The sequence below is a fragment of the Enterobacter sp. A103 genome, from assembly GCF_034427535.1.
GTDB lineage: Bacteria > Pseudomonadota > Gammaproteobacteria > Enterobacterales > Enterobacteriaceae > Enterobacter > Enterobacter asburiae_B.
Genome location: NZ_JAXQPQ010000005.1, coordinates 185,469 through 208,503 on the forward strand (window position 1 = coordinate 185,469; position 23,035 = coordinate 208,503).

Below are 23,035 nucleotides of genomic sequence, written 5' to 3' on the forward strand. Positions count from 1 at the left end.
GGAAACTCTACAGTACCTGGAAACCGGATGTTGGGAGCGTCTGATGAAAATCTATGCAATGCAGGGGGACACGCTTGATGCCGTTTGCGCCCGCTTTTATGGGCGCACGGCTGGCGTCGTTGAAGCCGTTCTGAAGGCCAATCCTGGCCTCGCGGAGTTAGGCGTTATCTTGCCTCACGGCACGCCGGTAGAGATGCCGGAGGTGAATAGCGCCCCCACAAAAGAATCCGTAAACCTATGGGACTGAGCCTGGAGAAAATCACCACGTTTATCGCCTACTGGCTGGCCGTGGCGCTGGCCTGGTTCGGAGCGATGTCTCCTGAAAAAGTCGCGCTGTACGTCGGGAGTCTTTGCGCCATTTTTACCGCATTAACGAATTACTGGTTTAAGCGAAAAACCTGGCGCTATCTCCAGTCTCTTGGCCTCGATAAGAAGAGCATTCGTGAACTCAATCATTAAGCGTTGCAGCGTCGCCGGCGTGCTGGCCCTGGCGGTGCTGATGCCTGACTTTCGATTACTGAAAACGTCCCCGGAAGGATTGGCGTTGATTGCCGATCTCGAAGGATGTCGCCTCTCGCCCTACCGGTGTAGCGCCGGCGTATGGACGTCCGGCATTGGCCACACGGCAAACGTTGTGCCGACGCGGGACATTACCGAGCGTGAGGCCGCGGTAAATCTGGTCGCTGATGTGCTCAATGTTGAGCGGCGTCTGGCGGCGTGTGCGCCAGTAGAGATGCCGCCCCGGGTCTATGACGCGCTGGTGAGTTTTACCTTTAATGTCGGCGCAGGTGCCGCCTGCCGTTCGACGCTGGTGTCCTTTATCAAACGTAAACAGTGGCCGCAGGCATGCGGGCAGCTTACCCGCTGGGTGTACGTCAACGGCGTCAAAAATGCCGGTCTGGAAAACCGTCGCGTCCGCGAGAAGGCCTGGTGTATGAAGGGGCTGCCGTGAGAACGCTCATGCTGGCGCTGGCCGGGCTGCTGGCCATCGTGCTGTGGCTTCGTCATGACAACCTGAACCTGTCCCGTTCCTTAGCTACGGCCAATCGGGTTGCCAGCGAGCAAAAAACAGCCCTCGCCACGCTTGATCAGCAGCTGTCCCTGTCGCAGCGGATGGCCAGAGCAAATGAAAATGCCCAGGTCAGGCTCCGTGAGGAGCTTGTCACCGCGGGCGAGGAGAGGGCAAGACGGGAAGCGACTATCGGGAGATTACTCAATGAAAATGAAGCGTTACGCCGCTGGTATACCGCTCAGCTGCCTGATGCTGTCCGCAGGCTGCACACCCGCACCGCCTGCGCCTCCGCAGCCCATTGTTTACAACGCCTGCCCGAAGGTGAGCCGCTGCCCGATGCCGGGGAGCGAACCCGCCACTAACGGCGATCTCAGCGCGGATATTCGCAGGCTGGAATACGCCCTTATCGCCTGCGCGCTGCAGGTTGAAACCATTAAAGACTGTCAGGATAAACTCGATGCACAAACTCAAGAGCCTGCGTCAGGCATTAATTGACGCGATCCCCCAACTCAATGCCAACCCGGAGCGCCTGCAGATGTCGGTCGGAGGCGGCAATGTTGACGCCCGACTGGCCTCCTCGCTCTCCTTTGAAAAGCGGTATGCGCTGAACGCGAAGGTTAGCGGCTTCACCGGCGACAGCGAGGGATTTTTCGTCCCGGTGCTGGCCTGGCTTCGGGAAAACCAGCCGGATATTTTTACCCTCGATGAAGGTCGTAAAAACGGTTACACCTTCGCGATCGTCTTAAACGATGACGATACGATGGATATCACCATCAGCGTGCAATTAACCGAGCGTATTCTTGTTTCCCAGGAGCAGGGCGCTCTGCACGCGACGTATTCCCCCGAGCCGCCGCTGCCGGAGCCCGTCACGCGTCCGAAGGCGCTGTACGTTAACGGCGAGCTGGTCAGCCAGTGGGAGGAGTAATTTCCCCGCGCTGAAGGCCGCCATCCGACTGCCGTCTGGACCGCTTGTTGTATCATCCCGCAGAAAACCCCGTCTCGTTGCTGCCGTTCCTCCTGAACGGCATTCTCTTCTCATGAATACATTAACTTCCATGAACGGCATCGCTCGCGCGATCCGTAATCTTATTCGTATCGGCGTTGTGACCGATGTTGACCTCAGCAGAGGACTTTGTCGTGTCCAGACCGGCGGGATGAAAACCACCTGGCTGAACTGGCTCACCTGTCGTGCGGGACGTTCGCGCGTCTGGTGGGCCCCTTCTGAGGGGGAACAGGTGCTGCTGCTGGCCATCGGCGGCGAGCTTGATACCGCCTTTGTGCTGCCCGGCATTTTCTCTGACGACCATCCGGCGCCGTCCGGGTCACCTGACGCGTTCCACGTCTCGTTCCCTGACGGCGCGGTGATTGAGTACGAACCCGGTCACGGGGCGCTGACGGTTACAGGCATTAAAACGGCCGTCATTACCGCCTCTGAATCGCTGACCGCCACCGTGCCGGAGGTGAGGGTGACGTCAACGTCCCGCATCACGCTGGATACGCCTGAAGTGGTGTGTACCAACAAGTTAATTACCGCCTCTCTTGAAGTGCAGAAGGGCGGCGTGATGGCCGGAAATATTGAGCATTCCGGCGGTAAATTCACCTCCAACGGGGTGCAGGTGGATAACCACGCGCACGGCAGTGTGCAAAGCGGCGGAAGCTGGACTAAGGGGACACAATGACGGTGCGTTACAGGGGGATGAACAGGCAGACCGGGCTTAGCCTTTCAGAGGCGGAACACATCCGGCAAAGCGTGCGCGACATTCTGGTTACGCCGATTGGCTCGCGGGTCATGCGGCGGGATTACGGCTCGCTGCTGGCGGCGATGATCGACAGGCCGCAGAGTCCGGCGCTGCGCCTGCAAATCATGGCCGCCTGTTATTCCGCCATCCAGAAATGGGAGCCGCGAATAAGCCTGACGGCCATCACATTCGAGCGTTCGGAGAACGACGGGACGTTGTATGTCGATATCACCGGCACGCGCCCGACCTCCGGACAATCCTTTTCTATCACCATTTCACTGAGTTAAACGCTATGGCTATTGTTGATCTGAGCCAGCTCGCCGCGCCTGATGTCGTGGAGGAGGTGGATTATGAAACGCTGTTGGCAGAACGAAAGGCCACTTTTGTCTCGCTCTATCCGGAAGAGGAGCGAGAGGCAATTGCACGGACGCTGACGCTGGAATCCGAGCCGATTGTGAAGCTGCTGCAGGAGAACGCCTACCGGGAAGTCATCTGGCGCCAGCGCGTTAATGAGGCTGCGCTGGCCGTGACGCTGGCCTATTCTTCCGGTCACGATCTGGACGTTATTGCGGGAAACAATAATACCGAACGCCTGACCATCACCCCGGGCGATGACACTACCATTCCGCCAACGGCTGCCGTCATGGAGTCTGATGCTGACCTGCGACTGCGTGCGCAGCAGGCCTTTGAAGGGTTGAGCGTCGCGGGGCCGGTTGGAGCCTATGAATATCATGGTCGAAGTGCCGACGGGCGGGTCGCTGACGTTTCGGTTGAAAGCCCTCAGCCCGCATACGTGACGATTTCGGTGTTATCCCGTGAGGGGGATGGTACCGCTCGTCCTGAACTACTGGCGGTTGTTGAAAAAGCGCTTAACGCTGAAACCGTCCGCCCGGTCGGCGATCGTGTAACTGTCCAGTCAGCAGAAATTGTGCCTTACAAGATAAACGCAACGCTCTACGTTTATCCCGGACCAGAAGCTGAACCCATCAGGCAAGCTGCAGAGCAGAAGCTGCAGAATTATATCAGCGCGCAGCATCGCCTTGGACGCGATATTCGTCTCTCGGCCATCTATGCAGCACTTCACGTTGAAGGCGTGCAGCGCGTGGAACTGGAATCTCCCCACTCTGACATTGTACTGAGTAAGTCGCAGGCCTCGAACTGTACCTCGTATCAGATAGCGATCGGGGGTTCGGATGAGTGAAAGGCTGTTACCCGTTGGGTCATCACCGCTGGAAGTCGCCGCTGCCGCTGCGCTCTCGAATATTGAGCGTGTGCCGGTACCGCTACGCACCTTATGGAACCCCAGCGCGTGCCCGGTAAATTTACTTCCCTACCTGGCATGGGCGCTGTCGGTAGACCGTTGGGATGAGGCGTGGCCGGAGAGCACGAAGCGCAGCGTCATTATGTCCTCGTTTTTCGTCCATCAGCACAAAGGAACCATCAGCGCATTGCGTCGTGTGGTGGAACCGCTTGGCTTTTTGATTGAGGTGCGCGAGTGGTGGCAGCTCGGTGAGGAGCCTGGCACATTCCGTCTGGTTGTCGGTGTGCTTGATAACGGCATCACTGACGAAATGTATCAGGAGCTTGAACGGCTCATTGAGGATGCCAAACCGGCAAGTAGACACATGACCGGGCTGGCTATCAGCCTGAGCTCAACGGGAGAGTTTTATGTTGGCGCAGGATGCTATCACGGCGATGCGCTGGCTGTTTACCCCTATACCACTGAGGAACTTATTGTCAGTGGTGATTATTACCCGGCCTCGGCCATCCATTTGATTGATAACCTGAGAGTGAACGCATGACCGCAAAATATTTTGCCATACTGACGAATCAGGGCGCGGCGCGGCTAGCTAACGCGACGGCACTTGGTACGCAACTCAACCTGACGCAAATGGCGGTAGGTGACGCCAACGGAACGTTGCCAACCCCCGACCCGGCGCAGACGAAGCTCGTCAACCAAAAACGCATAGCGCCGCTGAACCTGCTCGCTGTTGACCCAAACAATACCAGCCAGATCATCGCTGAACAGATTATTCCCGAGAATGAGGGCGGTTTCTGGATCCGAGAGATCGGTCTCTATGACGACGACGGCATTCTGATCGCCGTGGCTAACTGCCCGGAGACATATAAGCCTCAGCTGCAGGAAGGCAGCGGTCGCACGCAGACCATCCGCATGATTCTTATTGTGTCGAGCACATCGTCAATTTCCCTGAAAATTGATCCCTCAGTTGTGCTGGCAACGCGTCAGTACGTTGACGATAAAGCTCTTGAGGTAAAGAGCTATGCTGATGATCAGATGAAAAAGCATATTGCTGCTGATAATCCGCATAAACAGTACCCTTTAATCGCCAATGCGTTAAAAGAAATTGCCGATGCGGGGTTAAGCGCTGAGGTTCTCAAAAACCTTGGTTTGGGAGAAGGCTCTGCTTTGCCGGTTGGCGTCCCCGTTCCGTGGCCGTCAGCAACTCCACCGACGGGGTGGCTTAAATGCAACGGAGCCGCGTTCGCGGCTTCCCAATATCCGAATCTGGCACTTGCCTTTCCCGCACTCAAATTGCCAGACCTGCGCGGGGAGTTTATCCGTGGCTGGGATGACGTGCGTGGGATTGATAGTGGTCGAACGCTGCTTTCTTTGCAGCTTGATGCCCTTCAAAAAATGACTGGTTCAGCAAGTAACGGCGCGGCAACTGGCTTCGTGAATAGCAGCACGTCTAATGTCAGCGGAATTTTTAAGCGCGGAAGTAACATTTACCCAAATACTAACGCTCAGAATGCCGATTATCAGGGGGTCGATCTTGTCTTTGATTCATCCCTTGTAGCGCGTTCTGCGACGGAAACCCGTCCGCGCAACATCGCATTTAACTACATCGTGAGGGCCGCATAATGGGAACAGCAGAATTAAATAACGAACTTATTGCCACAGTCGCCGGTGATATCACCGTTTTTAACTACAACGGTGAGTCCCGTGAATTTCAATCCTCATCCGTTGAGTACATCGCCGTGGGGGTCAGTATTCCTGCAAATTCGTGCATTGACGCTCCGGGAGAGGGTAAAACCGGCTTTGCCATTTGCCGTACAGAAGACCTTTCATCATGGGAATATATCACTGACCACCGTGGTGAAACGGTATACAGCACAGAGACGATGCAACAAGTTGAAGTGACGGCACTGGGGGAATATCCCGAAGGTGCAACGCCCAATGCACCTGCATCACCGTACGATAAATGGGACGGAGAAAAATGGGTCACGGATTCTGCCGCAAAATATGAAGGTGATATTGCTGATGCAGAACAATACCGACAAACACTCCTCGCTCAGGTAGATGAACTAACCTCCGACTGGCGAGTGGAGCTGATGCTCGGTGATATCAGTGAAGAAAACAAAAAGAAACTGTCGTCTTGGATGGCTTATAAAGCTGCGATTAAAGCCGTCGATGTTTCGACGGCTCCTGATGTTAGCTGGCCTGCTCAGCCGGAGGTGTAGGCCATTTGATATTCGGTGCAGCGTCAGGAACGACCGCCTGCAATTCCTTTATGTAGGTCAGCCAGAGCATCAGGCTGGCCTTATCTTTATCACTGATAATGCCTAACTGCAGCTCCGTCTGCCATAGGCTGATCGTTGCCTGCGCTTTAACTAATAAAGCTGATTTTTGCTTTTCTGCAGCTTCCACGTCTGCGGTATGTAGCTTGTCAGTATTTGTAACCCACTCGCTGCCGTTCCACGTATCGTATGGCGTAGCAGGAGCCAGCGTCGTGGTCTCTTCTGGGTAATCCCCTGGTAAAGATACAACAAGTGCTTCACCAGTTTTGGTGCCGTAGATTGTTTCACCTCGATGGTCGGTAACATATTCCCACGCCGTAAAGTCTGCTGTACGACAAATGGCAAAACCCTCCTTTTGCTCTCCTGGCGCATCAGTACAGGATAAGGCTGGAATACCGACCCCCACGGCGAGATACTCAACGGATGAGGACTGTAATTCACGGGACTCACCGTTAAAGTTATAGACGATAATATCCCCAGCCACAGTGGCGATAAATTCACTATTTAGTTCAGCTTTTGCCATTATGCGGCCCTCACGATGTAGTTAAATGCGACGTTCCGTGGTCTTGCCACACCACCCACTGCGGATTGACCACTAACTGTTGTGCTTAATTGTGCGGTTGAGTACGGGATAGTGCCATTTGACGACAGCCGGTTAACAGCAAAAGGCTTTTGATAATTAGCCATTGAATCCATGCCCACACCATCCATTAATGGTTTGTAGTCAGGAGGTGCGTATACATGCATGGTGTTCATCACATCATCTTCTGTACTGCCGGAAATAGATACAGCCATCAAACTACCCATCTGAAGCGATAGCAGGCCGCGCCCTGAATCAACTCCACGTCCATCATCCCAGCCACGGATAAACTCACCGCGTAAATCAGGTAATCTGAGTGCAGGATAAGCCAGAGCCAATTTAGGGTACTGGGAGGCTGTGAACGCCGCTCCGTTGCATTTAAGCCACCCCGTCGGTGGAGTTGCTGATGTCCATGGAACGGGTACACCCACCGGCAAAGCAGAGCCTTCTCCCAAACCAAGGTTTTTGAAAATGCGTGTTTATCCATTAAATGGCATGATTTCCGGTTTTGACGGAGAGAAATACCATGCTTATTGGCTACGTACGCGTGTCAACAAATGAACAAAACACCGCCTTACAGCGTGACGCGCTGCAGCGTTCAGGATGTGAGCTCATTTTTGAAGATAAAATCAGCGGTAAATCGACAAACAGACCGGGGCTCAATCGAGCCCTCAGACAACTTAATGCGGGCGATACTCTCGTTGTATGGAAACTTGATCGGCTCGGGCGCAGTATGCGCCACCTTGTTTCAATGACCGAGGAACTCCGCCAGCGAAGCATTAATTTCCGCAGTTTGACTGATAGCATTGATACCTCAACGCCAATGGGACGTTTCTTCTTCCATATCATGGGGGCGCTTGCTGAAATGGAGCGTGAACTCATTGTCGAGAGGACGTGCGCCGGGCTGGCCGCAGCGCGGGAACAGGGACGAATTGGTGGCAGACGCCCTAAATTGACGCAGGAGGAATGGGCTCAGGCTGGCAGGCTGATTGCTTCCGGAGAATCCCGACAGCGCGTTGCGTTAATTTTTGATGTAGGTATTTCCACGCTTTATAAAAAATTCCCCGCTACGATAGTCGGACAATCGTTGTGCCAGCGGCCGCTGGACAGGGATGGTTAGCTCATAGCAAGCCCAGCCGCGACAATATCACTCACCAACTAACCAAGGAGTTAAACGGATGAGTGATTTTCACCACGGCGTGGAAGTTATCGAAATCAACGATGGCACCCGCACCATTTCCACCGTCTCGACGGCAATCATCGGCATGGTCTGTACGGCCAGCGATGCTGACGACAAGACATTTCCTTTAAACGAGCCCGTGCTCATTACCAACGTGCAAAACGCGATTGCGAAAGCCGGCAAGGCGGGGACGCTGTCCGCTTCTCTGCAAGCGATCGCCGACCAGTGCAAACCGGTTGTCGTGGTTGTTCGCGTGGCCGAAGGCACCGCTGAAACCCCGGAAGAGGCGCGCAAGCAGACCGTTTCCAATATCATCGGTACTACCGATGAAAACGGTAAATATACCGGCCTGAAGGCGCTTCTCACGGCGAAAACGGTAACCGGCGTCAAGCCACGTATTCTCGGCGTGCCGGGGCTGGACTCTCAGGAAGTGGCGACCGCACTGGCCGCCATGTGCCAGAGCCTGCGCGCGTTCGGCTATGTCAGCGCATGGGGATGTAAAACCATTTCTGAGGCGATTAACTATCGCAAAAACTTCAGCCAGCGCGAGCTGATGGTTATCCATCCTGATTTTCTGGCATGGGATACCACCACGAACGCAACGACAACGGCCTGGGCGACCGCCCGCGCGCTTGGCCTGCGCGCCAAAATCGACCAGACCATGGGCTGGCATAAAACCCTGTCAAACGTTGGCGTCAACGGCGTTACTGGCGTAAGCGCTTCTGTCTCCTGGGATCTGCAGGAACAGGCTACCGACGCGAACCTGCTCAACCAGGCTGGCGTCACCACGCTGATTCGCAACGACGGCTTTAAATTCTGGGGTAACCGTACCTGCTCAGACGATCCGTTATTCGTCTTTGAAAACTACACCCGTACCGCACAGGTGCTGGCCGATACCATGGCGGAAGCGCACGCGTGGGCGATGGATAAACCCATCACGCCAACGCTTATTCGCGACATCGTTTCCGGTATTAACGCCAAGTTCCGCGAGCTGAAAACCAACGGCTATATCGTCGACGGCTCCTGCTGGTATGACCCTGAGTCGAACGATGCAACCACCCTGAAAGCGGGGAAACTGTATATCGATTACGACTACACCCCCGTCCCGCCGCTGGAAAATCTGACTCTGCGCCAGCGCATCACCGATACCTATCTGGCAGACCTGTCAGATTCGGTTAACAGCTAAGGAGCTGAAGCATGGCGTTACCACGCAAACTTAAGTACCTGAATATGTTCAATGATGGCCTGAGCTATATGGGCGTTGTTGAGTCTGTCACCTTACCGAAGCTGACCCGCAAGCTGGAGAAGTATCGCGGCGGCGGTATGCCGGGCTCGGTCTCTGTCGACCTCGGCCTGGACGATGATGCCCTGGCGCTGGAGTGGACCGTTGGCGGCCTGCCGGACGCCGCGCTGTGGGCGCAGTATGCCTCTCCGGGCGCGGACAGCGTGCCGCTGCGCTTTACCGGCTCTTATCAGCGCGATGATACCGGCGAAATCTCCGCCGTCGAAATCGTCATGCGCGGCCGTCATAAAGAGTTTGATGGCGGTGAAAACAAGCAGGGCGAGAGCGGCACCACCAAGATGTCCACTGAGTGCGCTTACTACCAGCTGACCATTGATGGCAAAGAGATCATCGAAATCGACATCATCAACATGGTGCTCAAAGTCGACGGGGTCGATCGCCTGGCAGAACACCGTAAGGCCATCGGCCTGTAACCCTTTAACCGGCCGGGATTACCGGCCGGTGAGTTAACTTTCTGAAGAGTAACGAAATGGAACATATCAACGAGACCACCATGAACGAAAGTGAAAACCCACACATCGTCACGCTTGATAGCCCCGTTCAGCGCGGCGAGCAAAAAATCGAAAAGGTGACCGTCGCAAAACCCAATGCGGGGACCCTGCGCGGCGTATCGCTGGCGTCGCTGGCGCAATCTGACGTGGATGCGCTGATTAAGGTGCTGCCGCGAATGACCTCGCCGGCGCTGACCGAGCATGAGGTTGCGCGCCTGGATGCCTGCGATCTGCTCTCTTTTGCAGGTAAGGTGGTCGGTTTTTTGTCACCGGCTTCGGCTCGCTGAAATTTCCCGAAAATGTGTCGGTCGACGATCTGATGGCGGATATCGCGGTGATCTTTCACTGGCCGCCGTCAGAACTGTACTCCCTTAGCGTGACCGAACTCCTCTTATGGCGCGAAAAAGCGCTACAGCGAAGCGGAAACCACCATGAGTAATAATGTCAGTCTTCAGGAGCTGCTTAAGGCAGTCGACCGGGCAACCCGACCGCTTAACGCTCTCCAGAACGCCAGCCTCACTCTCTCGAGCGATATCCGCGATGCGCAGACGGCGCTGGGGGAGCTCGATGAGCAGGCGGGGCGCATTAACGGCTTCAGAAAAGCAAATGCCCGGCTCGCCACGACGGAGCAGTCGCTTGCCCAGGCGAAACAGCAGGCCGCGGCGCTGGCGGTACAGTTTAAAAACACGCATAACCCCACCCAGGCGCAGGCTGATGCGCTGACTGCAGCCCGAAAATCGGCGACCGACCTTAAGCATGAGTACAACAGCTTACGCTACTCGGTACAGCGTCAGCGTGCTGAACTCGCTCAGGCGGGAGTGAACACGCGCACGCTCTCGTCGGATGAACGTCGTTTAAAAAGTCACATCAGTGAAAAAACGCAGCAGCTTAACCGACAGCGGGATGCGCTGGCCCGCGTCAATCAGCAGCAGGAGCGGCTGAGTGCCGTTCAGAATCGCTACGAGTCAGGCAAACGCGTTACCGCGCGGGTGCGTCAGCTTGCGAATGCGGGCGTGGGCATCGCAAAAGCGGGCTTTGACCAGACGTCCCGGTTTATCGCCCCTGGCATCGGCTTTGAAAAGCAGATGTCGGCCATTCAGGCAAACCTTGGCCTGGCGAAGGGGGATTCCCGGCTTGAGGCGATTCGCCAACAGGCGCGGGAGGTCAGCGCCAGGACCGGAGTACCTGCAGATACGGTCCTCCGGGCACAAACCGAACTGGCTCGTTCAGGCTATGACGCCGATGGGCTGCTTGCGGCCACCGCGCCAACGGTCAACCTCAGCCTGGCGGGGAGTGTCGACGCGGCTAAAGCGGCCGATATGATCGCCAGCACGCAGGCCGCGTATAGCCTGGCCGATGCGGACGCGGGACGCATTGCAGATGTGCTTACGCGCGGTTCTACCTCTTCGAATACCAGCCTCGCTGAGATGGCGGCGGCCGTCACCTCCGCTGCGCCCGCTGCGGGTGCATCCGGTATGGGGCTTGAAGAGACCACCGCGCTGCTTGGCGTTCTGGCGGAAAAAGGAATGAAAGGTGCCGCCGCCGGGGATGCGCTCAGCGCGATGTTGCGCCATGTTCAGACTCCGGATGCCATAAAAGCCGCGGGGGCGCTGGCTTCCGCTGCGGGTGATGGATCGCTTGATGAAAAACGCCAGCAGTTGCAGGGGGCAAAGGGCAGTACCGCGCTCGCGGCTTCCGTGCAGACCGATAATCTTGACGGCGATATCAACCGATTCCAGGCCGCGTGGAACGGGTTGAAGATTGATGTATTTGATCAAGCGGATGGCGCTCTGCGCAACCTGATAACAACCGCAACCGGCTGGCTTGGCACGGCCTCCCTTTGGGTGAATGCCAACCCTGAGCTGACGCAGACCCTCGCCAGCATCGTTGTCGGCGCACAGGCGTTTGCTGGCGTACTGGGTGGCGTAGGCACGGTTATCGGCCCGGTTCTGACGGGCGTCAATATGGTTATTACCGCGGCCGGGATGTTGGGAACGGTATTCAGCGTGGTGGGCGGCGCCATCATGACGGTGCTGGGTGCGCTTAGCTGGCCGGTGATTGCCCTTGGCGCGGCGATTGCTGCCGGTGCTTTACTGATTTTTAAATACTGGGAGCCCATCAGCGCCTTCTTTGGCGGGGTGATGGAAGGGCTTTCGACGGCTTTCGCACCGCTGGGGGCGCTGTTCTCACCGGTGATGGCGGTGTTTGACTCTATCTCGGAGAAGCTGGGCGGTATTTGGCAATGGTTCACCGACTTGATTACGCCGATCAAGGCGACGCAGGAAACGCTGGATGGCTGTAAAAACGCTGGCGTGATTTTTGGTCAGGCGCTGGGCGATGCGTTAATGGCACCGCTCGATCTCTTTAATAGCCTGAGCGGCAAGGCCAGCTGGCTGCTGGAGAAGCTCGGTATTATCAAAAACGAGTCGGGCGATCTCGACGCCGCTGCGGCAAAAGCAGAAGCGGCATCCTCACCGGCGGGCAGCGCTTATATTCCGGGCGCGGGGATCTCTGGCGGCAGCCTGGGGTATCAGCCGACCATCGCTACTGGAGGACGCTCTTACGTCGATCAGAGTAAAAGCGAATATAACATCACGCTGCAGGGGGGCACGGCCTCCGGAACGGATCTGACGCGTCAAATCCGGGAGACGATAGATAATATTGAACAGGATAAAGCGAGACGGCAGCAATCCAGCTTTATGTATGGTTGAGGAGAGAAAAAATGTTAATGGTGCTGGGTCTGTTTGTCTTTGAGCGACGAACCTTACCGTATCAGTCAATGATATTCACGAAAGACTACCGCTGGGCATCCAGCGCTCGCATCGGGAAACCCAAAGCCTGGCAGTACCTTGGCGAAGGTGAGACATCCTTTAGCCTCTCCGGCTTGCTTTACCCGGAACTCACGGGAGGGCGGCTTTCCCTCAAGGCGGTTGAGCTGATGGCAAATGAGGGGCGGGCATGGCCGTTGATAGACGGTACCGGCATCATTCACGGCATGTTTGTCATTGATAAAGTCACGCATACGCATTCGGATTTTTACAGTGACGGTACCGCCCGAAAAATTGAGTTTACCCTGTCGCTAAAACGCGTGGACGAATCGCTGATGACGACGTTTGGCGACCTGCGAACGCAGGCCTCAGAGCTGGTGGAAAGCGCACGGAATAGCATTGGAGGGCTGGTGGGATGATCGCTGAAATGAATATCCGGGCGGGTGGAAAAATCGCCCCTGATTTTATGCTTAAGCTTGACGATCGTGATATCACGCAAAATTTCAGCCATCGTCTTATCAGCCTGACCATGACCGACAAACGGGGGCTGGAAGCCGATCAGCTGGATATTCTGCTGGATGATTCCGACGGGCTGCTGGACTTGCCTGCCCGGGGGGCAAGGCTGTCCTTATGGCTGGGATGGGAGGGAACCCCGCTCGAGGAGAAAGGGGACTTTACGATTGATGCGATTCATTTCCGGGGCGCGCCGGACACGCTGACCATCCAGGGATTCAGCGCAGATTTTCGTGGAAAGCTAAACGTGCGGCGCGAACAGTCGTGGCATGACACGACGATTGGCGCGATAGTCGATACCATCGCTCAGCGTAACCAGTTGACCGCCAGCGTCGCGTCGGGGCTTGCATCCATCGCCATCTCTCATATTGACCAGTCTCAGGAGACAGACGCGGCGTTCCTCTCCCGCCTTGCTGAACGTAATGGTGCATTTGTTTCAATCAAAGCCGGGAAGATTATCTTTATGAAAGCGGGCCAGGCCGTGACGGCCAGCGGCACTCCGCTTTCCTTAATGATGATTGAACGTGGGGATGGCGATAAGCACCTTTTTTCCATAACTGACCGTGAAAATTATTCCGGCGTAACGGCCAAATGGCTGCAAACGCGTGACCCCAAACAACAAAATACTCAATTGAGTATTAATCGTCAGTCCGGAGGGCAGCAGACAGAAGCACTGCAGCACCCGGATGCCGCCGCACCGGTAGCGGGAGCAGCAGGCAAGGAGCAGAAACCGCAAGAGAGGCTGGTGGGATCGGCGGAGAACGTATTTGAGCTCACCACGGTTTATGCCTCTGAAGAGCAGGCGCTCAGGGCCGCAGAGGCTAAGTGGCGCGCGCTTCAGCGGGGAACCGTAGAGTTTTCCATCCAGCTTGCCCTGGGACGCGCCGATCTGTTCCCCGAAACGCCGGTGCTGGTAAACGGTTTTAAACGCGTCATCGACGAGCAGGCGTGGATCATCAGCGAGGTGGTGCATACCCTCAACGATAGCGGATTTACCACGCAGCTTAAGCTTGAGCTGAACGTCAGCGACGAAAAATTTACTGTTGATAGTGAGTAATGTAGTTGCTATTGGTTTTATTTTGGGTATTATTGATTCACAAAATGTGAATCAAGTGGAGGGGTACATGTTTCATTGTCCTAAGTGCAAGCACTCTGCGCATGCGCGTACCAGTCGCTATCTAAGTGAAAATACCAAAGAGCGCTATCATCAGTGCACCAATGTAGATTGCAGCTGTACGTTCGTGACGATGGAATCCGTGGAGCGCCTGATCGCGACCCCGGGTGCCTCTGAGCATGTCCGCACGGCTTCGCTAAACCACGGTTAGCGACTCCGTTACCGGCTCAAAAAAACAATAAAAAAAGCCACTCAATCGAGTGGCTTAATCATATGATTCTAAAACTAAAATTTGGTGGCCCCTGCTGGACTTGAACCAGCGACCAAGCGATTATGAGTCGCCTGCTCTAACCACTGAGCTAAGGGGCCGTGGCGGTGAATTATAAAGTAACTCCCCGCAGCAATCCAGCCATTCACACCTGCCTGCTGTTTTTATAAACAACGCATAATCAATCCTTTATACTTCCCTGACGATGTATCGAGCGGGAGTAAAGATGATCAACGATATTCTGGCCCCTGGCCTGCGGGTGGTGTTCTGCGGAATCAACCCGGGTAAGTCCTCGGCGCACACCGGTTTTCACTTTGCCCATCCGGGTAATCGCTTCTGGAAGGTGATCTACCAGGCCGGGTTTACCGACAGGCTACTCAAGCCCGAAGAGGAACAGCATCTGCTGGACACGCGCTGCGGAATTACCATGCTGGTCGAGCGGCCTACGGTGCAGGCGAGCGAGGTTAACCTGCATGAGCTGCGCAGCGGCGGGCGGGAGCTGATCAAGAAGATAGAGGATTATCAGCCGGCCGCGCTGGCGATCCTCGGCAAGCAGGCCTACGAGCAGGCGTTTAGCCAGCGTGGAACGCAGTGGGGCAAGCAGAGCATCATGATTGGCGTGACGCAGGTTTGGGTGCTGCCGAACCCGAGCGGGCTCAACAGGGCGACGCTGGATAAGCTGGTGGAAGCGTATCGCGAGCTGGATGAGGCGCTGATGGTGCGGGGGCTGTAATCCTTTGAGGCCTGATGCCCTTACCCTCACCCTTACTCTTTCCCACAGGGAGAGGGAATAAACAAAAAAAAGCTCCCCGAAGGGAGCTTTTTCACTGTCAGGACCGATTAGTCGTCCAGGAAGCTACGCAGTACTTCAGAGCGGCTTGGATGACGCAGCTTACGCAGCGCCTTCGCTTCGATCTGACGGATACGTTCGCGGGTAACGTCGAACTGTTTACCCACTTCTTCCAGCGTGTGGTCGGTGTTCATATCAATACCGAAACGCATACGCAGGACTTTTGCTTCACGGGCGGTCAGGCCAGCCAGAACGTCGTGCGTCGCAGCGCGCAGGCTCTCGGTAGTGGCAGAGTCCAGCGGCAGCTCGAGGGTGGTATCCTCGATGAAATCACCCAGATGCGAATCTTCATCATCACCGATTGGTGTTTCCATGGAGATTGGCTCTTTGGCGATCTTCAGCACCTTACGGATCTTGTCTTCCGGCATCAGCATGCGCTCGGCCAGCTCTTCCGGCGTCGGCTCGCGGCCCATCTCCTGCAGCATCTGGCGAGAGATACGGTTGAGCTTGTTGATGGTCTCAATCATATGCACCGGGATACGGATGGTGCGCGCCTGATCCGCGATAGAGCGGGTGATAGCCTGACGGATCCACCATGTTGCGTAGGTGGAGAATTTGTAACCACGACGGTATTCAAACTTATCTACCGCTTTCATCAGACCGATGTTGCCTTCCTGAATCAGATCCAGGAACTGCAGACCACGGTTGGTGTATTTCTTGGCGATAGAGATAACCAGACGCAAGTTCGCTTCAACCATCTCTTTCTTCGCACGGCGGGCTTTCGCTTCACCGATGGACATACGACGGTTGATGTCTTTAACCTGCTCGATGGTCAGGCCGGTCTCTTCTTCAATCTGATGCAGTTTCTGCAGGCCGCGATGTACATCGTCCTTCACGTCGTGCAGTTTTTCAGACCACGGCTTGTTCATCGCGATAGCCGCGTTGAACCAGGTTTCGCTGGTTTCGTTGCCGGTGAAGAGGGTGATGAAGTTCTTCTTCGGCATTTTGCACTGCTCAACGCACAGCTTCATGATGATGCGTTCCTGGGTACGTACGCGATCCATCATCACGCGCATGCTGTTCACCAGGTAGTCGAACTGTTTTGGCACCAGGCGGAACTGTTTGAAGACTTCAGACAGCTTCAGGATCTCTTCCTGAGCGGCGGCATGGCTGCGGCCTTTCGCTTTGATGGTGTCACGCGTCACTTCGTACTGGGTACGCAGCTCGGCAAACTTCTCACGCGCCAGCTCCGGGTCGATGCTGTTGTCATCGTCCGCGGTGTCGTCGTCGCTCTCTTCCTCATCTTCGTCTTCGTCATCATCCATCTCTTCCTGAGACAGTTCAGAACCGACGTGAGTGGCGGTAGGCGCCATATCTTCTTCAGCGTTCGGGTCGACAAAACCGGTGATCAGGTCAGACAGGCGCGCTTCTTCCGCTTCAACGCGATCGTACTGCTCCAGCAGATAGGTGATCGCTTCCGGGTACTCGGCAACAGAGCACTGAACCTGGTTGATCCCGTCTTCGATGCGTTTTGCGATGTCAATTTCGCCTTCGCGGGTCAACAGTTCAACGGTTCCCATTTCGCGCATGTACATGCGGACCGGGTCAGTGGTACGCCCGATTTCAGATTCCACGCTGGACAGTACCTGTGCAGCAGCTTCTTCCGCATCTTCGTCAGTGTTGTTGGAGGTTTCAGCCAGCAACAGATCATCGGCATCCGGTGCTTCTTCCATCACCTGAATGCCCATGTCATTGATCATTTGGATGATATCTTCGATTTGATCTGAATCGACGATATCTTCCGGCAGATGGTCATTGACCTCGGCATAGGTCAGATAGCCTTGCTCCTTACCACGTTGGACAAGAAGTTTCAGCTGTGACTGCGGGTTTTGCTCCATAAGACGGTATCCACACTTAATTCGTTTGATTGGTGTCGGCGATGGGGCTGCCAACCTTTAAAGCGAGGGCGTACTTATATTTTTGCCGCTGCCTCTCAGTGCGGCTGCCGGGGGCTTCCCGATCGATATTCGGCACTTAAGCCGTTAAATTTTTTATTTCTTCGCCAGTTCCTGGTTAATCATCCAGAGCTCCCGGCGTTCTTCGCTGCTTAAACCGTGTGTGCGCTCGCGAGCTATCAACTCTTCCTGGCGCAGCTCAAGCATCGAATCAAACATATGGTTGAGTGAGTCGGTGAACGTTTTTTCTGCAATGTCCTTATCTGCTATATCGTCCCACATCGACAATTTTTCAAGGGTAGCGGCCTCTTTTGTGCCGCGATAATGCTCTAAAAGTTGTCCGGTGGTCAGACCTGGCTGAGACAAACACGTGTTGACCAGTTCTGAAAATAAGCCAAGTCCGGGCAATTTTTCGTGGTTTAAACCCGCCAGCGACGGCACCTGCGGCGCAAGCTCGGGGTTTTGGACCAGCAACCCTATCAGTATACGCATGGTTGTGCGTTTTAGCTGAGGCGCGGGGCGAACCGCACCGTTTTCAGCCTGTTTTGGCATTAAACGTTCAAGCTGGCTGTCATCCAGAATGCCGAGCTTGTTGCCTAACTCCTGACGCAGATAGATGCGAAGCGTTTCGCCGGGCACCTGGCTGATTAACGGCAACGCCAGCGTACTGAGCTGCGCGCGCCCGTCAGGGGTACTCAAATCGACCTGCGGCATCAGGCTGTTAAACAAAAACGTGGAGAGCGGCTGAGCCTGCTCCATCCGCGCTTCAAACGCCGCTTTGCCCTCTTTACGCACCAGCGTATCCGGGTCTTCACCGTCGGGCAGAAACATAAAGCGTAGCTGACGCCCGTCGGTCATATAGGGTAGCGCGGTTTCCAGCGCGCGCCAGGCGGCGTCGCGCCCTGCGCGGTCACCGTCGTAACAGCAGATGACGTTGTTGGTCACCCTGAACAGCAGTTGAATATGATCGGCGGTGGTGGACGTCCCTAACGACGCAACCGCGTAGTTGATGTCGTACTGCGCCAGTGCCACGACGTCCATATAGCCTTCGACGACCAGAAGACGCGGAGGTTCCGCATTATTCTGCTGCGCCTCATAAAGACCGTACAGCTGGCGGCCCTTATGGAAAATATCGGTTTCCGGGGAGTTAAGGTATTTCGGCAGGGCATCACCCAGCACGCGACCACCAAAACCAATTACCCGGCCACGCTTGTCGCGGATCGGGAACATCACCCGTTCGCGGAAGCGGTCGTAGCTTCGTCCCTGGTCGTTGGTGACCAGCATGCCTGCATCGATGAGAGACTTACGATCTTCGCTATTGCCGCCAAAACGCTTTAACACGTTGTCCCAGCCGGGCGGGGCGTAACCAATAGCGAAACGCGCAATGACATCGTCGCTCAGTCCGCGCTTGTTCAGATACTGACGCGCAGGCTCAGCCGCAGATTGCTTAAGAGACTGTTGGTAAAACGAATTCAGGCCATCCATCAGTTGATACAGCGTTTGCCGTTGATGGCGCTCGATCTGACTTGGCCCACTGCCTGCTTCATACGGCACTTCAAGGTTATGCATCGCCGCCAGCTCTTCGACGGTTTCAACGAACTCGAGCTTGTCGTAGTTCATCAAAAAATCGACGGCATTACCGTGTGCGCCACAGCCGAAGCAATGGTAGAACTGCTTTTCACCGTTTACGGTGAAGGAGGGGGTTTTTTCGTTATGGAACGGACAGCACGCATGGTAGTTCTTGCCCTGCTTTTTTAGCTTTACCCGCGCGTCGATGAGATCGACGATGTCGGTTCTGGCAAGCAGGTCATTGATGAAAACGCGTGGGATTCTTCCGGCCATATGCCCCGTTATTTTTAGTGACTCATAAACGAAAACAAGCCGCGCATTCCTTCCGGAAGCACGGCCTTACGACTATTACTCTGTCTGTCAATTGAGGGCTGAGGCCCTCAACCAATTAGTACAGACGAGTACGGCGTGCGTTTTCGCGAGCCAGTTTCTTCGCGTGACGTTTCACAGCGGAAGCTTTAGCGCGCTTACGTTCGGTCGTTGGTTTTTCATAAAACTCACGACGACGAACTTCAGCCAGAACACCTGCTTTCTCGCATGAACGTTTGAAGCGACGCAGTGCTACGTCGAACGGCTCGTTTTCACGTACTTTAATTACCGGCATGTAACTCTCACCTTTAATAAATTCGGTTTGCCGCTGGCATCAACGCCAGCTTATTTCAAAATGGTGCGGAATTTTACTGCAAATGCTGCTGCTTTGTAAAGCACCGATGCGATTTTGAAAGGGACTTTAATAAGGGTGAGGAGTATACACGAGCCTTCTTCCTGGGGCGAACAAAGTTTTACATCAACCCGCCCAGGCTCTACACTGCGCGGTATTGAAACGAGGTAAAACAAGTCATGCGTGTACTGGGTATTGAAACATCCTGCGATGAAACCGGCATCGCCATTTACGACGACGAAAAAGGGCTTCTGGCCAACCAGCTGTATAGTCAGGTGAAATTGCACGCTGACTACGGCGGCGTCGTACCTGAACTGGCCTCTCGTGACCACGTGCGTAAAACGGTTCCCCTGATTCAGGCGGCGCTGAAAGAGGCCGGGTTGAGTTCAAACGATATCGACGCTGTGGCCTATACCGCAGGCCCGGGCCTGGTCGGCGCGCTGCTGGTCGGCGCGACGGTTGGCCGTTCGCTGGCCTTCGCGTGGGATGTGCCGGCGATCCCGGTTCACCATATGGAAGGGCATCTTCTGGCACCGATGCTGGAAGAGAATCCGCCTGAGTTCCCGTTTGTGGCGCTGCTGGTCTCCGGCGGTCATACGCAGCTGATTAGCGTAACGGGCATTGGCAAGTACGAGCTGCTGGGCGAGTCGATCGACGACGCCGCCGGTGAAGCGTTCGATAAAACCGCCAAGCTGCTGGGGCTGGATTATCCGGGCGGCCCGATGCTGTCAAAAATGGCGTCGCAGGGAACGGAAGGGCGCTTTGTCTTCCCGCGTCCGATGACCGACCGTCCGGGGCTGGATTTCAGCTTCTCCGGGCTGAAAACCTTCGCGGCGAATACGATTCGCAATAACGATGACAGCGAGCAGACCCGCGCCGATATCGCCCGCGCGTTCGAAGATGCGGTGGTGGACACGCTGATGATCAAGTGCAAGCGCGCGCTGGATCAGACCGGCTTTAAGCGTCTGGTGATGGCGGGTGGCGTGAGCGCTAACCGCACGCTGCGCGCGAAGCTCGCCGAGATGATGCAAAAGCGTCGCGGGGAAGTGTTCTATGCCCGTCCGGAATTCTGCACCGACAACGGCGCGATGATCGCTTACGCCGGAATGGTGCGCCTGAACGCGGGCGCAACGTCCGACCTGAGCGTGTCCGTGCGTCCGCGCTGGCCGCTGGCGGAACTGCCGGAGGCGTAATCCCTCACCCTAACCCTCTCCCACAGGGAGAGGGTATTATGGCCCTACACCCGCAGCATCCCTTTCTCTTCCAGAAACGCAATAATCGTCGCTAACCCGTCACCCGCCTTCAGGTTGGTAAAGGTCCACGGGCGCTCGCCGCGCATGCGGTTGGTGTCGCGCTCCATCACCTCCAGCGACGCACCGACGTACGGCGCGAGGTCGGTTTTGTTGATCACCAAAAAATCGGATTTGGTGATCCCCGGCCCGCCCTTGCGCGGGATTTTTTCCCCTTCGGCCACGTCGATCACGTAGATGGTCAGATCCGCCAGCTCCGGGCTGAACGTCGCGCTCAGGTTGTCTCCGCCGCTTTCAACGAAGATCAGATCCAGATTGCCGAACTTCTCGCTTAGCGCCTCTACCGCCGCCAGGTTCATCGACGCATCTTCACGAATGGCGGTATGCGGGCAGCCGCCCGTTTCCACGCCCACGATGCGCTCCGGCTCCAGCGCGCCCGCCTCGGTGAGGATGCGCTGATCCTCTTTGGTGTAGATATCGTTCGTGACCACCGCCAGGTGATACGTGTCGCGCATCGCCTTGCAGAGCGCTTCCAGCAGCGCGGTTTTGCCCGATCCTACCGGGCCGCCCACGCCTACGCGCAGGGGATGTTTGTAATCAGCCATGTTGACTCCTCAGGAACGGAATAGTCGTGAATATTGGGTTTCGTGGCGCGCGGAGGCGATGGCGGACAGCGGCGTTGCTGCCCCCAGCGCGTCGTCGCTGCGCAAAAATGCCTGTTCAAGCCCGGCGGCGTAATGGTCGCCCAGTTCGATAATCAGCTGCTGCGCGGCCTGTTGCCCAAACGGCACCAGCTTGACGCCCGCCATCACCGCGCTCTCCATCCAGCTGTAGCCGAGGCTCAGCGCCAGCTCGCGCGCGCTAATGCCCCAGCGCACGCCGAGCCAGGCCATGCCGCAGAGCTGGCTTTGCATAAACAGCGGCAGCCATTCGGGCGGACAGTCAGGTTCCCAGTTCTTAATCAGCCGCGTAAACGCCGCTCCACGGTTGCGCTCCTCTTCGCGCAGCTCGCGCGTTTCCCGGCAGGCGAGAAGGTATGTCGTCCAGCGTTTTGCTTTTGTAAGAGAGCGTTGCTCACAGGCCTGATAAAGACGGATAAACAGCGGCAGATCGACGCAGAAAAAGCTCTGCTCCATCTGCTGGATTTGCCAGCGTTTGAACGCGTCGGCGTCGGTGACCCAGCCTGCCTCAACGGCCCACTCCAGCCCCTGCGACCAGGTAAACGACCCGACCGGCAGGCTGCTGCTTGAGAGCTGCATCAGGCGCAGCCTCTGGCGGGCGTGCTCCATCAGCTCATCAGCGCCAGCAGGGCAGAGACGATCAGCCCGCCGCCGAAGGTTTTACGCAGGCCGTCGTGACGGCGCAGCAGCAGCCCTGCGGCAAAGCTGGCGCACAGCACCGTGGCGCTGGCGAGCATAAAGCCGCTGGTGAAGAGCCAGAAGCTGTGGCCGGACATCTCCACGCCGTGCGCCCAGCCGTGGAACATCGCCAGGGCAGGTACCGCCAGCAGCAGACGGTTTTCAGTTTTAAACATCATCACGCCGGATACCGCCAGCGAGGCGATAATCAGCATCTCCATGCCGCTGAAGCCGCCGAGCAGGCTGCCCGCAATGGCGCCGACAAGCATCATCCCGAGGGTGGCAAACGGCAGCAGGAGTTTGCGGCCGCTCAGGGCCGAGAGCACGCCCGCACCGGTGAGCATCAGCAGGTGATCGAGCCCGGTCAGCGGATGAAGAAATCCGGCCTGGAAGCTGTCCGTGCCGTGGCCGGGATGCGCGAGCGCGGGAACGGAAAAAGCCAGCAGTAACAGCGGTAAATACTTGCGCATGATGGATCCTTAATGTGAATGAGCGTGAGAATGGCTGTGGGCATCGCTGGCGTAAGCACCCGCTTCCGGTTCAAACGGCAGGCTGGCGTAGGCCACTTCCAGCCCGAACTGGCGCAGCATGTCGTCGAGAACGTGGTCGTGGTGATAGCGCAGCTCGCCGGGCATGATCTGCAGCGGCACGTGGCGGTTGCCCAGGTGGTAGCAGGCGCGGGCGAGCAGGAACGGATCGGCGCAGCGCACCACGGAAACTGACTCCGGGGCGGCGATCACTTCGATGACCTCGCTGCCGTCGTCGGTCGTCAGCAGGTCGCCCCCGCGCAGCAGCAGGCCGCGCGGCAGCATCAGCCCGGCTTCGCGTCCGTCGTTCAGCGCTACGCGGGCGCGGCTTTTCACCCGCACGTCAATCGGCAGCGTGACGCTGGCGGTAATCGGATGCGCGTGGTCCAGGCGTTGGGTTAAATAGATCATCATCAC

Annotated in this window: 31 protein-coding genes, 1 tRNA gene and 1 pseudogene; 23 read left to right on the forward strand and 10 right to left on the reverse strand. The window is 56.4% G+C overall.

Annotated features, from left to right (window positions below):
* Positions 1 to 43: 43 nt before the first annotated feature.
* The 12 genes from SPH27_RS15570 to SPH27_RS15625 all read left to right on the forward strand — a co-directional run bounded on the left by SPH27_RS15570 (position 44) and on the right by SPH27_RS15625 (position 6,234).
* Entirely contained in the window at positions 44 to 247 is a 204-nt protein-coding gene (locus tag SPH27_RS15570; RefSeq protein WP_023309248.1) for a tail protein X, read from the forward strand.
* Positions 238 to 459 (forward strand): HP1 family phage holin, encoded by a 222-nt coding sequence (locus SPH27_RS15575; RefSeq protein ID WP_029741404.1) that lies wholly within the window; start codon positions 238 to 240, stop codon positions 457 to 459. Before SPH27_RS15570 ends, SPH27_RS15575 begins: the two co-directional genes overlap by 10 nt.
* The gene (locus SPH27_RS15580; RefSeq protein WP_048981243.1) at positions 443 to 952 is read left to right on the forward strand and encodes a lysozyme; all 510 of its coding nucleotides are present in this window, start codon (positions 443 to 445) and stop codon (positions 950 to 952) included. Before SPH27_RS15575 ends, SPH27_RS15580 begins: the two co-directional genes overlap by 17 nt.
* A gap of 8 nt (positions 953 to 960) precedes the next feature.
* Positions 961 to 1,374, forward strand: coding sequence for an Rz-like lysis system protein LysB (lysB, locus tag SPH27_RS15585; RefSeq protein WP_404851819.1), 414 nt, complete (start codon positions 961 to 963; stop codon positions 1,372 to 1,374).
* The gene (lysC, locus tag SPH27_RS15590) at positions 1,262 to 1,507 is read left to right on the forward strand and encodes an Rz1-like lysis system protein LysC (protein WP_229226321.1); all 246 of its coding nucleotides are present in this window, start codon (positions 1,262 to 1,264) and stop codon (positions 1,505 to 1,507) included. Before lysB ends, lysC begins: the two co-directional genes overlap by 113 nt.
* Positions 1,470 to 1,937: a phage tail protein gene (locus SPH27_RS15595; RefSeq protein ID WP_182071534.1), complete on the forward strand. Its 468-nt coding sequence runs from the start codon at positions 1,470 to 1,472 to the stop codon at positions 1,935 to 1,937. The genes lysC and SPH27_RS15595 overlap by 38 nt, the downstream gene beginning before the upstream one ends.
* A gap of 112 nt (positions 1,938 to 2,049) precedes the next feature.
* Positions 2,050 to 2,691: a phage baseplate assembly protein V gene (locus SPH27_RS15600; RefSeq protein ID WP_094934442.1), complete on the forward strand. Its 642-nt coding sequence runs from the start codon at positions 2,050 to 2,052 to the stop codon at positions 2,689 to 2,691.
* Positions 2,688 to 3,038 (forward strand): GPW/gp25 family protein, encoded by a 351-nt coding sequence (locus tag SPH27_RS15605; RefSeq protein ID WP_033146688.1) that lies wholly within the window; start codon positions 2,688 to 2,690, stop codon positions 3,036 to 3,038. Before SPH27_RS15600 ends, SPH27_RS15605 begins: the two co-directional genes overlap by 4 nt.
* A gap of 5 nt (positions 3,039 to 3,043) precedes the next feature.
* Positions 3,044 to 3,952: a baseplate assembly protein gene (locus SPH27_RS15610; protein ID WP_033146687.1), complete on the forward strand. Its 909-nt coding sequence runs from the start codon at positions 3,044 to 3,046 to the stop codon at positions 3,950 to 3,952.
* Complete coding sequence (locus tag SPH27_RS15615; RefSeq protein WP_039260511.1) at positions 3,945 to 4,553, forward strand: phage tail protein I; 609 nt, start codon at positions 3,945 to 3,947, stop codon at positions 4,551 to 4,553. The genes SPH27_RS15610 and SPH27_RS15615 overlap by 8 nt, the downstream gene beginning before the upstream one ends.
* Complete coding sequence (locus tag SPH27_RS15620; protein ID WP_322435711.1) at positions 4,550 to 5,635, forward strand: phage tail protein; 1,086 nt, start codon at positions 4,550 to 4,552, stop codon at positions 5,633 to 5,635. The genes SPH27_RS15615 and SPH27_RS15620 overlap by 4 nt, the downstream gene beginning before the upstream one ends.
* Positions 5,635 to 6,234 carry a tail fiber assembly protein gene (locus SPH27_RS15625; protein ID WP_087823176.1) on the forward strand — a complete coding sequence of 200 codons (600 nt, stop codon included), beginning with the start codon at positions 5,635 to 5,637 and terminating at the stop codon, positions 6,232 to 6,234. The genes SPH27_RS15620 and SPH27_RS15625 overlap by 1 nt, the downstream gene beginning before the upstream one ends.
* Here the strand turns inward: SPH27_RS15625 and SPH27_RS15630 are convergent.
* Together SPH27_RS15630 and SPH27_RS23115 are read right to left on the reverse strand one after the other, a co-directional pair.
* Entirely contained in the window at positions 6,206 to 6,814 is a 609-nt protein-coding gene (locus tag SPH27_RS15630) for a tail fiber assembly protein (RefSeq protein ID WP_182073056.1), read from the reverse strand. The genes SPH27_RS15625 and SPH27_RS15630 overlap by 29 nt on opposite strands.
* Before the next feature lie 280 nt (positions 6,815 to 7,094).
* A pseudogene (locus SPH27_RS23115) lies at positions 7,095 to 7,344 on the reverse strand (phage tail protein); the annotation flags it as partial.
* Between the two features lie 53 nt (positions 7,345 to 7,397).
* On the opposite strand from SPH27_RS23115, the gene SPH27_RS15640 reads away from it, so the two are divergent.
* The 9 genes from SPH27_RS15640 to SPH27_RS15680 all read left to right on the forward strand — a co-directional run bounded on the left by SPH27_RS15640 (position 7,398) and on the right by SPH27_RS15680 (position 14,451).
* Entirely contained in the window at positions 7,398 to 7,991 is a 594-nt protein-coding gene (locus tag SPH27_RS15640) for a recombinase family protein (protein WP_033146684.1), read from the forward strand.
* A 58-nt stretch (positions 7,992 to 8,049) separates the two neighbouring features.
* Positions 8,050 to 9,237 carry a phage tail sheath protein gene (locus SPH27_RS15645; protein ID WP_047060339.1) on the forward strand — a complete coding sequence of 396 codons (1,188 nt, stop codon included), beginning with the start codon at positions 8,050 to 8,052 and terminating at the stop codon, positions 9,235 to 9,237.
* Between the two features lie 11 nt (positions 9,238 to 9,248).
* Positions 9,249 to 9,767 (forward strand): phage major tail tube protein, encoded by a 519-nt coding sequence (locus SPH27_RS15650; RefSeq protein ID WP_023309235.1) that lies wholly within the window; start codon positions 9,249 to 9,251, stop codon positions 9,765 to 9,767.
* A 56-nt stretch (positions 9,768 to 9,823) separates the two neighbouring features.
* Positions 9,824 to 10,132: a phage tail assembly protein gene (locus SPH27_RS15655; RefSeq protein WP_182073020.1), complete on the forward strand. Its 309-nt coding sequence runs from the start codon at positions 9,824 to 9,826 to the stop codon at positions 10,130 to 10,132.
* A 32-nt stretch (positions 10,133 to 10,164) separates the two neighbouring features.
* Positions 10,165 to 10,284 (forward strand): GpE family phage tail protein, encoded by a 120-nt coding sequence (locus tag SPH27_RS15660; RefSeq protein ID WP_023616176.1) that lies wholly within the window; start codon positions 10,165 to 10,167, stop codon positions 10,282 to 10,284.
* Positions 10,277 to 12,556 carry a phage tail tape measure protein gene (locus tag SPH27_RS15665; protein ID WP_182073019.1) on the forward strand — a complete coding sequence of 760 codons (2,280 nt, stop codon included), beginning with the start codon at positions 10,277 to 10,279 and terminating at the stop codon, positions 12,554 to 12,556. The genes SPH27_RS15660 and SPH27_RS15665 overlap by 8 nt, the downstream gene beginning before the upstream one ends.
* A gap of 11 nt (positions 12,557 to 12,567) precedes the next feature.
* Positions 12,568 to 13,032, forward strand: a complete 465-nt coding sequence (locus tag SPH27_RS15670) for a phage tail protein (RefSeq protein ID WP_182073018.1) — start codon at positions 12,568 to 12,570, stop codon at positions 13,030 to 13,032.
* Complete coding sequence (locus SPH27_RS15675) at positions 13,029 to 14,183, forward strand: phage late control D family protein (RefSeq protein WP_182073017.1); 1,155 nt, start codon at positions 13,029 to 13,031, stop codon at positions 14,181 to 14,183. Before SPH27_RS15670 ends, SPH27_RS15675 begins: the two co-directional genes overlap by 4 nt.
* Before the next feature lie 67 nt (positions 14,184 to 14,250).
* A complete protein-coding gene (locus SPH27_RS15680; RefSeq protein ID WP_182073016.1) occupies positions 14,251 to 14,451 on the forward strand; it encodes an ogr/Delta-like zinc finger family protein in 201 nt (66 codons plus the stop codon).
* Positions 14,452 to 14,533: 82 nt separating this feature from the next.
* Here SPH27_RS15680 and SPH27_RS15685 read toward each other — a convergent pair.
* A tRNA-Ile gene (locus SPH27_RS15685) sits at positions 14,534 to 14,609 on the reverse strand.
* A 125-nt stretch (positions 14,610 to 14,734) separates the two neighbouring features.
* Between SPH27_RS15685 and mug the strand changes: the two genes are divergently transcribed.
* The gene (mug, locus tag SPH27_RS15690) at positions 14,735 to 15,241 is read left to right on the forward strand and encodes a G/U mismatch-specific DNA glycosylase (protein ID WP_029741755.1); all 507 of its coding nucleotides are present in this window, start codon (positions 14,735 to 14,737) and stop codon (positions 15,239 to 15,241) included.
* Positions 15,242 to 15,348: 107 nt separating this feature from the next.
* Here the strand turns inward: mug and rpoD are convergent, their stop codons facing one another.
* The 3 genes from rpoD to rpsU all read right to left on the reverse strand — a co-directional run bounded on the left by rpoD (position 15,349) and on the right by rpsU (position 19,426).
* A complete protein-coding gene (gene rpoD / locus SPH27_RS15695) occupies positions 15,349 to 17,196 on the reverse strand; it encodes an RNA polymerase sigma factor RpoD (RefSeq protein WP_023309228.1) in 1,848 nt (615 codons plus the stop codon).
* 153 nt (positions 17,197 to 17,349) lie between these two features.
* Complete coding sequence (gene dnaG, locus SPH27_RS15700) at positions 17,350 to 19,095, reverse strand: DNA primase (protein ID WP_029741754.1); 1,746 nt, start codon at positions 19,093 to 19,095, stop codon at positions 17,350 to 17,352.
* A gap of 115 nt (positions 19,096 to 19,210) precedes the next feature.
* Positions 19,211 to 19,426 carry a 30S ribosomal protein S21 gene (rpsU, locus tag SPH27_RS15705; protein WP_001144069.1) on the reverse strand — a complete coding sequence of 72 codons (216 nt, stop codon included), beginning with the start codon at positions 19,424 to 19,426 and terminating at the stop codon, positions 19,211 to 19,213.
* A 236-nt stretch (positions 19,427 to 19,662) separates the two neighbouring features.
* Between rpsU and tsaD the strand changes: the two genes are divergently transcribed.
* On the forward strand, positions 19,663 to 20,676 hold the full coding sequence (gene tsaD, locus SPH27_RS15710) for a tRNA (adenosine(37)-N6)-threonylcarbamoyltransferase complex transferase subunit TsaD (RefSeq protein WP_029741753.1): 1,014 nt from the start codon (positions 19,663 to 19,665) through the stop codon (positions 20,674 to 20,676).
* A gap of 44 nt (positions 20,677 to 20,720) precedes the next feature.
* On the opposite strand, the gene ureG is transcribed toward tsaD, so the two are convergent.
* Genes ureG through ureE form a run of 4 tightly spaced genes read right to left on the reverse strand, consistent with a single transcriptional unit; the run spans position 20,721 to position 23,029 of the window.
* A complete protein-coding gene (ureG, locus tag SPH27_RS15715) occupies positions 20,721 to 21,338 on the reverse strand; it encodes an urease accessory protein UreG (protein ID WP_014071813.1) in 618 nt (205 codons plus the stop codon).
* A gap of 9 nt (positions 21,339 to 21,347) precedes the next feature.
* A complete protein-coding gene (locus SPH27_RS15720; RefSeq protein WP_182073015.1) occupies positions 21,348 to 22,022 on the reverse strand; it encodes an urease accessory protein UreF in 675 nt (224 codons plus the stop codon).
* Positions 22,022 to 22,561: a HupE/UreJ family protein gene (locus SPH27_RS15725; RefSeq protein ID WP_029741751.1), complete on the reverse strand. Its 540-nt coding sequence runs from the start codon at positions 22,559 to 22,561 to the stop codon at positions 22,022 to 22,024. The genes SPH27_RS15720 and SPH27_RS15725 overlap by 1 nt, the downstream gene beginning before the upstream one ends.
* Positions 22,562 to 22,570: 9 nt before the next feature.
* Positions 22,571 to 23,029, reverse strand: a complete 459-nt coding sequence (gene ureE / locus SPH27_RS15730; protein WP_182073021.1) for an urease accessory protein UreE — start codon at positions 23,027 to 23,029, stop codon at positions 22,571 to 22,573.
* Between the last annotated feature and the right edge of the window lie 6 nt (positions 23,030 to 23,035).

Bases quoted from the DNA above. Each gene is read 5' to 3' on its own strand.
- SPH27_RS15570 (WP_023309248.1), top strand. From the start codon at position 44: ATGAAAATCTATGCAATGCAGGGGGACACGCTTGATGCCGTTTGCGCC.
- SPH27_RS15575 (WP_029741404.1), top strand. From the start codon at position 238: ATGGGACTGAGCCTGGAGAAAATCACCACGTTTATCGCCTACTGGCTG.
- lysB (WP_404851819.1), top strand. From the start codon at position 961: ATGCTGGCGCTGGCCGGGCTGCTGGCCATCGTGCTGTGGCTTCGTCAT.
- lysC (WP_229226321.1), top strand. From the start codon at position 1,262: ATGCTGTCCGCAGGCTGCACACCCGCACCGCCTGCGCCTCCGCAGCCC.
- SPH27_RS15595 (WP_182071534.1), top strand. From the start codon at position 1,470: ATGCACAAACTCAAGAGCCTGCGTCAGGCATTAATTGACGCGATCCCC.
- SPH27_RS15600 (WP_094934442.1), top strand. From the start codon at position 2,050: ATGAATACATTAACTTCCATGAACGGCATCGCTCGCGCGATCCGTAAT.
- SPH27_RS15605 (WP_033146688.1), top strand. From the start codon at position 2,688: ATGACGGTGCGTTACAGGGGGATGAACAGGCAGACCGGGCTTAGCCTT.
- SPH27_RS15610 (WP_033146687.1), top strand. From the start codon at position 3,044: ATGGCTATTGTTGATCTGAGCCAGCTCGCCGCGCCTGATGTCGTGGAG.
- SPH27_RS15615 (WP_039260511.1), top strand. From the start codon at position 3,945: ATGAGTGAAAGGCTGTTACCCGTTGGGTCATCACCGCTGGAAGTCGCC.
- SPH27_RS15620 (WP_322435711.1), top strand. From the start codon at position 4,550: ATGACCGCAAAATATTTTGCCATACTGACGAATCAGGGCGCGGCGCGG.
- SPH27_RS15625 (WP_087823176.1), top strand. From the start codon at position 5,635: ATGGGAACAGCAGAATTAAATAACGAACTTATTGCCACAGTCGCCGGT.
- SPH27_RS15630 (WP_182073056.1), bottom strand. From the start codon at position 6,814: ATGGCAAAAGCTGAACTAAATAGTGAATTTATCGCCACTGTGGCTGGG.
- SPH27_RS15640 (WP_033146684.1), top strand. From the start codon at position 7,398: ATGCTTATTGGCTACGTACGCGTGTCAACAAATGAACAAAACACCGCC.
- SPH27_RS15645 (WP_047060339.1), top strand. From the start codon at position 8,050: ATGAGTGATTTTCACCACGGCGTGGAAGTTATCGAAATCAACGATGGC.
- SPH27_RS15650 (WP_023309235.1), top strand. From the start codon at position 9,249: ATGGCGTTACCACGCAAACTTAAGTACCTGAATATGTTCAATGATGGC.
- SPH27_RS15655 (WP_182073020.1), top strand. From the start codon at position 9,824: ATGGAACATATCAACGAGACCACCATGAACGAAAGTGAAAACCCACAC.
- SPH27_RS15660 (WP_023616176.1), top strand. From the start codon at position 10,165: ATGGCGGATATCGCGGTGATCTTTCACTGGCCGCCGTCAGAACTGTAC.
- SPH27_RS15665 (WP_182073019.1), top strand. From the start codon at position 10,277: ATGAGTAATAATGTCAGTCTTCAGGAGCTGCTTAAGGCAGTCGACCGG.
- SPH27_RS15670 (WP_182073018.1), top strand. From the start codon at position 12,568: ATGTTAATGGTGCTGGGTCTGTTTGTCTTTGAGCGACGAACCTTACCG.
- SPH27_RS15675 (WP_182073017.1), top strand. From the start codon at position 13,029: ATGATCGCTGAAATGAATATCCGGGCGGGTGGAAAAATCGCCCCTGAT.
- SPH27_RS15680 (WP_182073016.1), top strand. From the start codon at position 14,251: ATGTTTCATTGTCCTAAGTGCAAGCACTCTGCGCATGCGCGTACCAGT.
- mug (WP_029741755.1), top strand. From the start codon at position 14,735: ATGATCAACGATATTCTGGCCCCTGGCCTGCGGGTGGTGTTCTGCGGA.
- rpoD (WP_023309228.1), bottom strand. From the start codon at position 17,196: ATGGAGCAAAACCCGCAGTCACAGCTGAAACTTCTTGTCCAACGTGGT.
- dnaG (WP_029741754.1), bottom strand. From the start codon at position 19,095: ATGGCCGGAAGAATCCCACGCGTTTTCATCAATGACCTGCTTGCCAGA.
- rpsU (WP_001144069.1), bottom strand. From the start codon at position 19,426: ATGCCGGTAATTAAAGTACGTGAAAACGAGCCGTTCGACGTAGCACTG.
- tsaD (WP_029741753.1), top strand. From the start codon at position 19,663: ATGCGTGTACTGGGTATTGAAACATCCTGCGATGAAACCGGCATCGCC.
- ureG (WP_014071813.1), bottom strand. From the start codon at position 21,338: ATGGCTGATTACAAACATCCCCTGCGCGTAGGCGTGGGCGGCCCGGTA.
- SPH27_RS15720 (WP_182073015.1), bottom strand. From the start codon at position 22,022: ATGGAGCACGCCCGCCAGAGGCTGCGCCTGATGCAGCTCTCAAGCAGC.
- SPH27_RS15725 (WP_029741751.1), bottom strand. From the start codon at position 22,561: ATGCGCAAGTATTTACCGCTGTTACTGCTGGCTTTTTCCGTTCCCGCG.
- ureE (WP_182073021.1), bottom strand. From the start codon at position 23,029: ATGATCTATTTAACCCAACGCCTGGACCACGCGCATCCGATTACCGCC.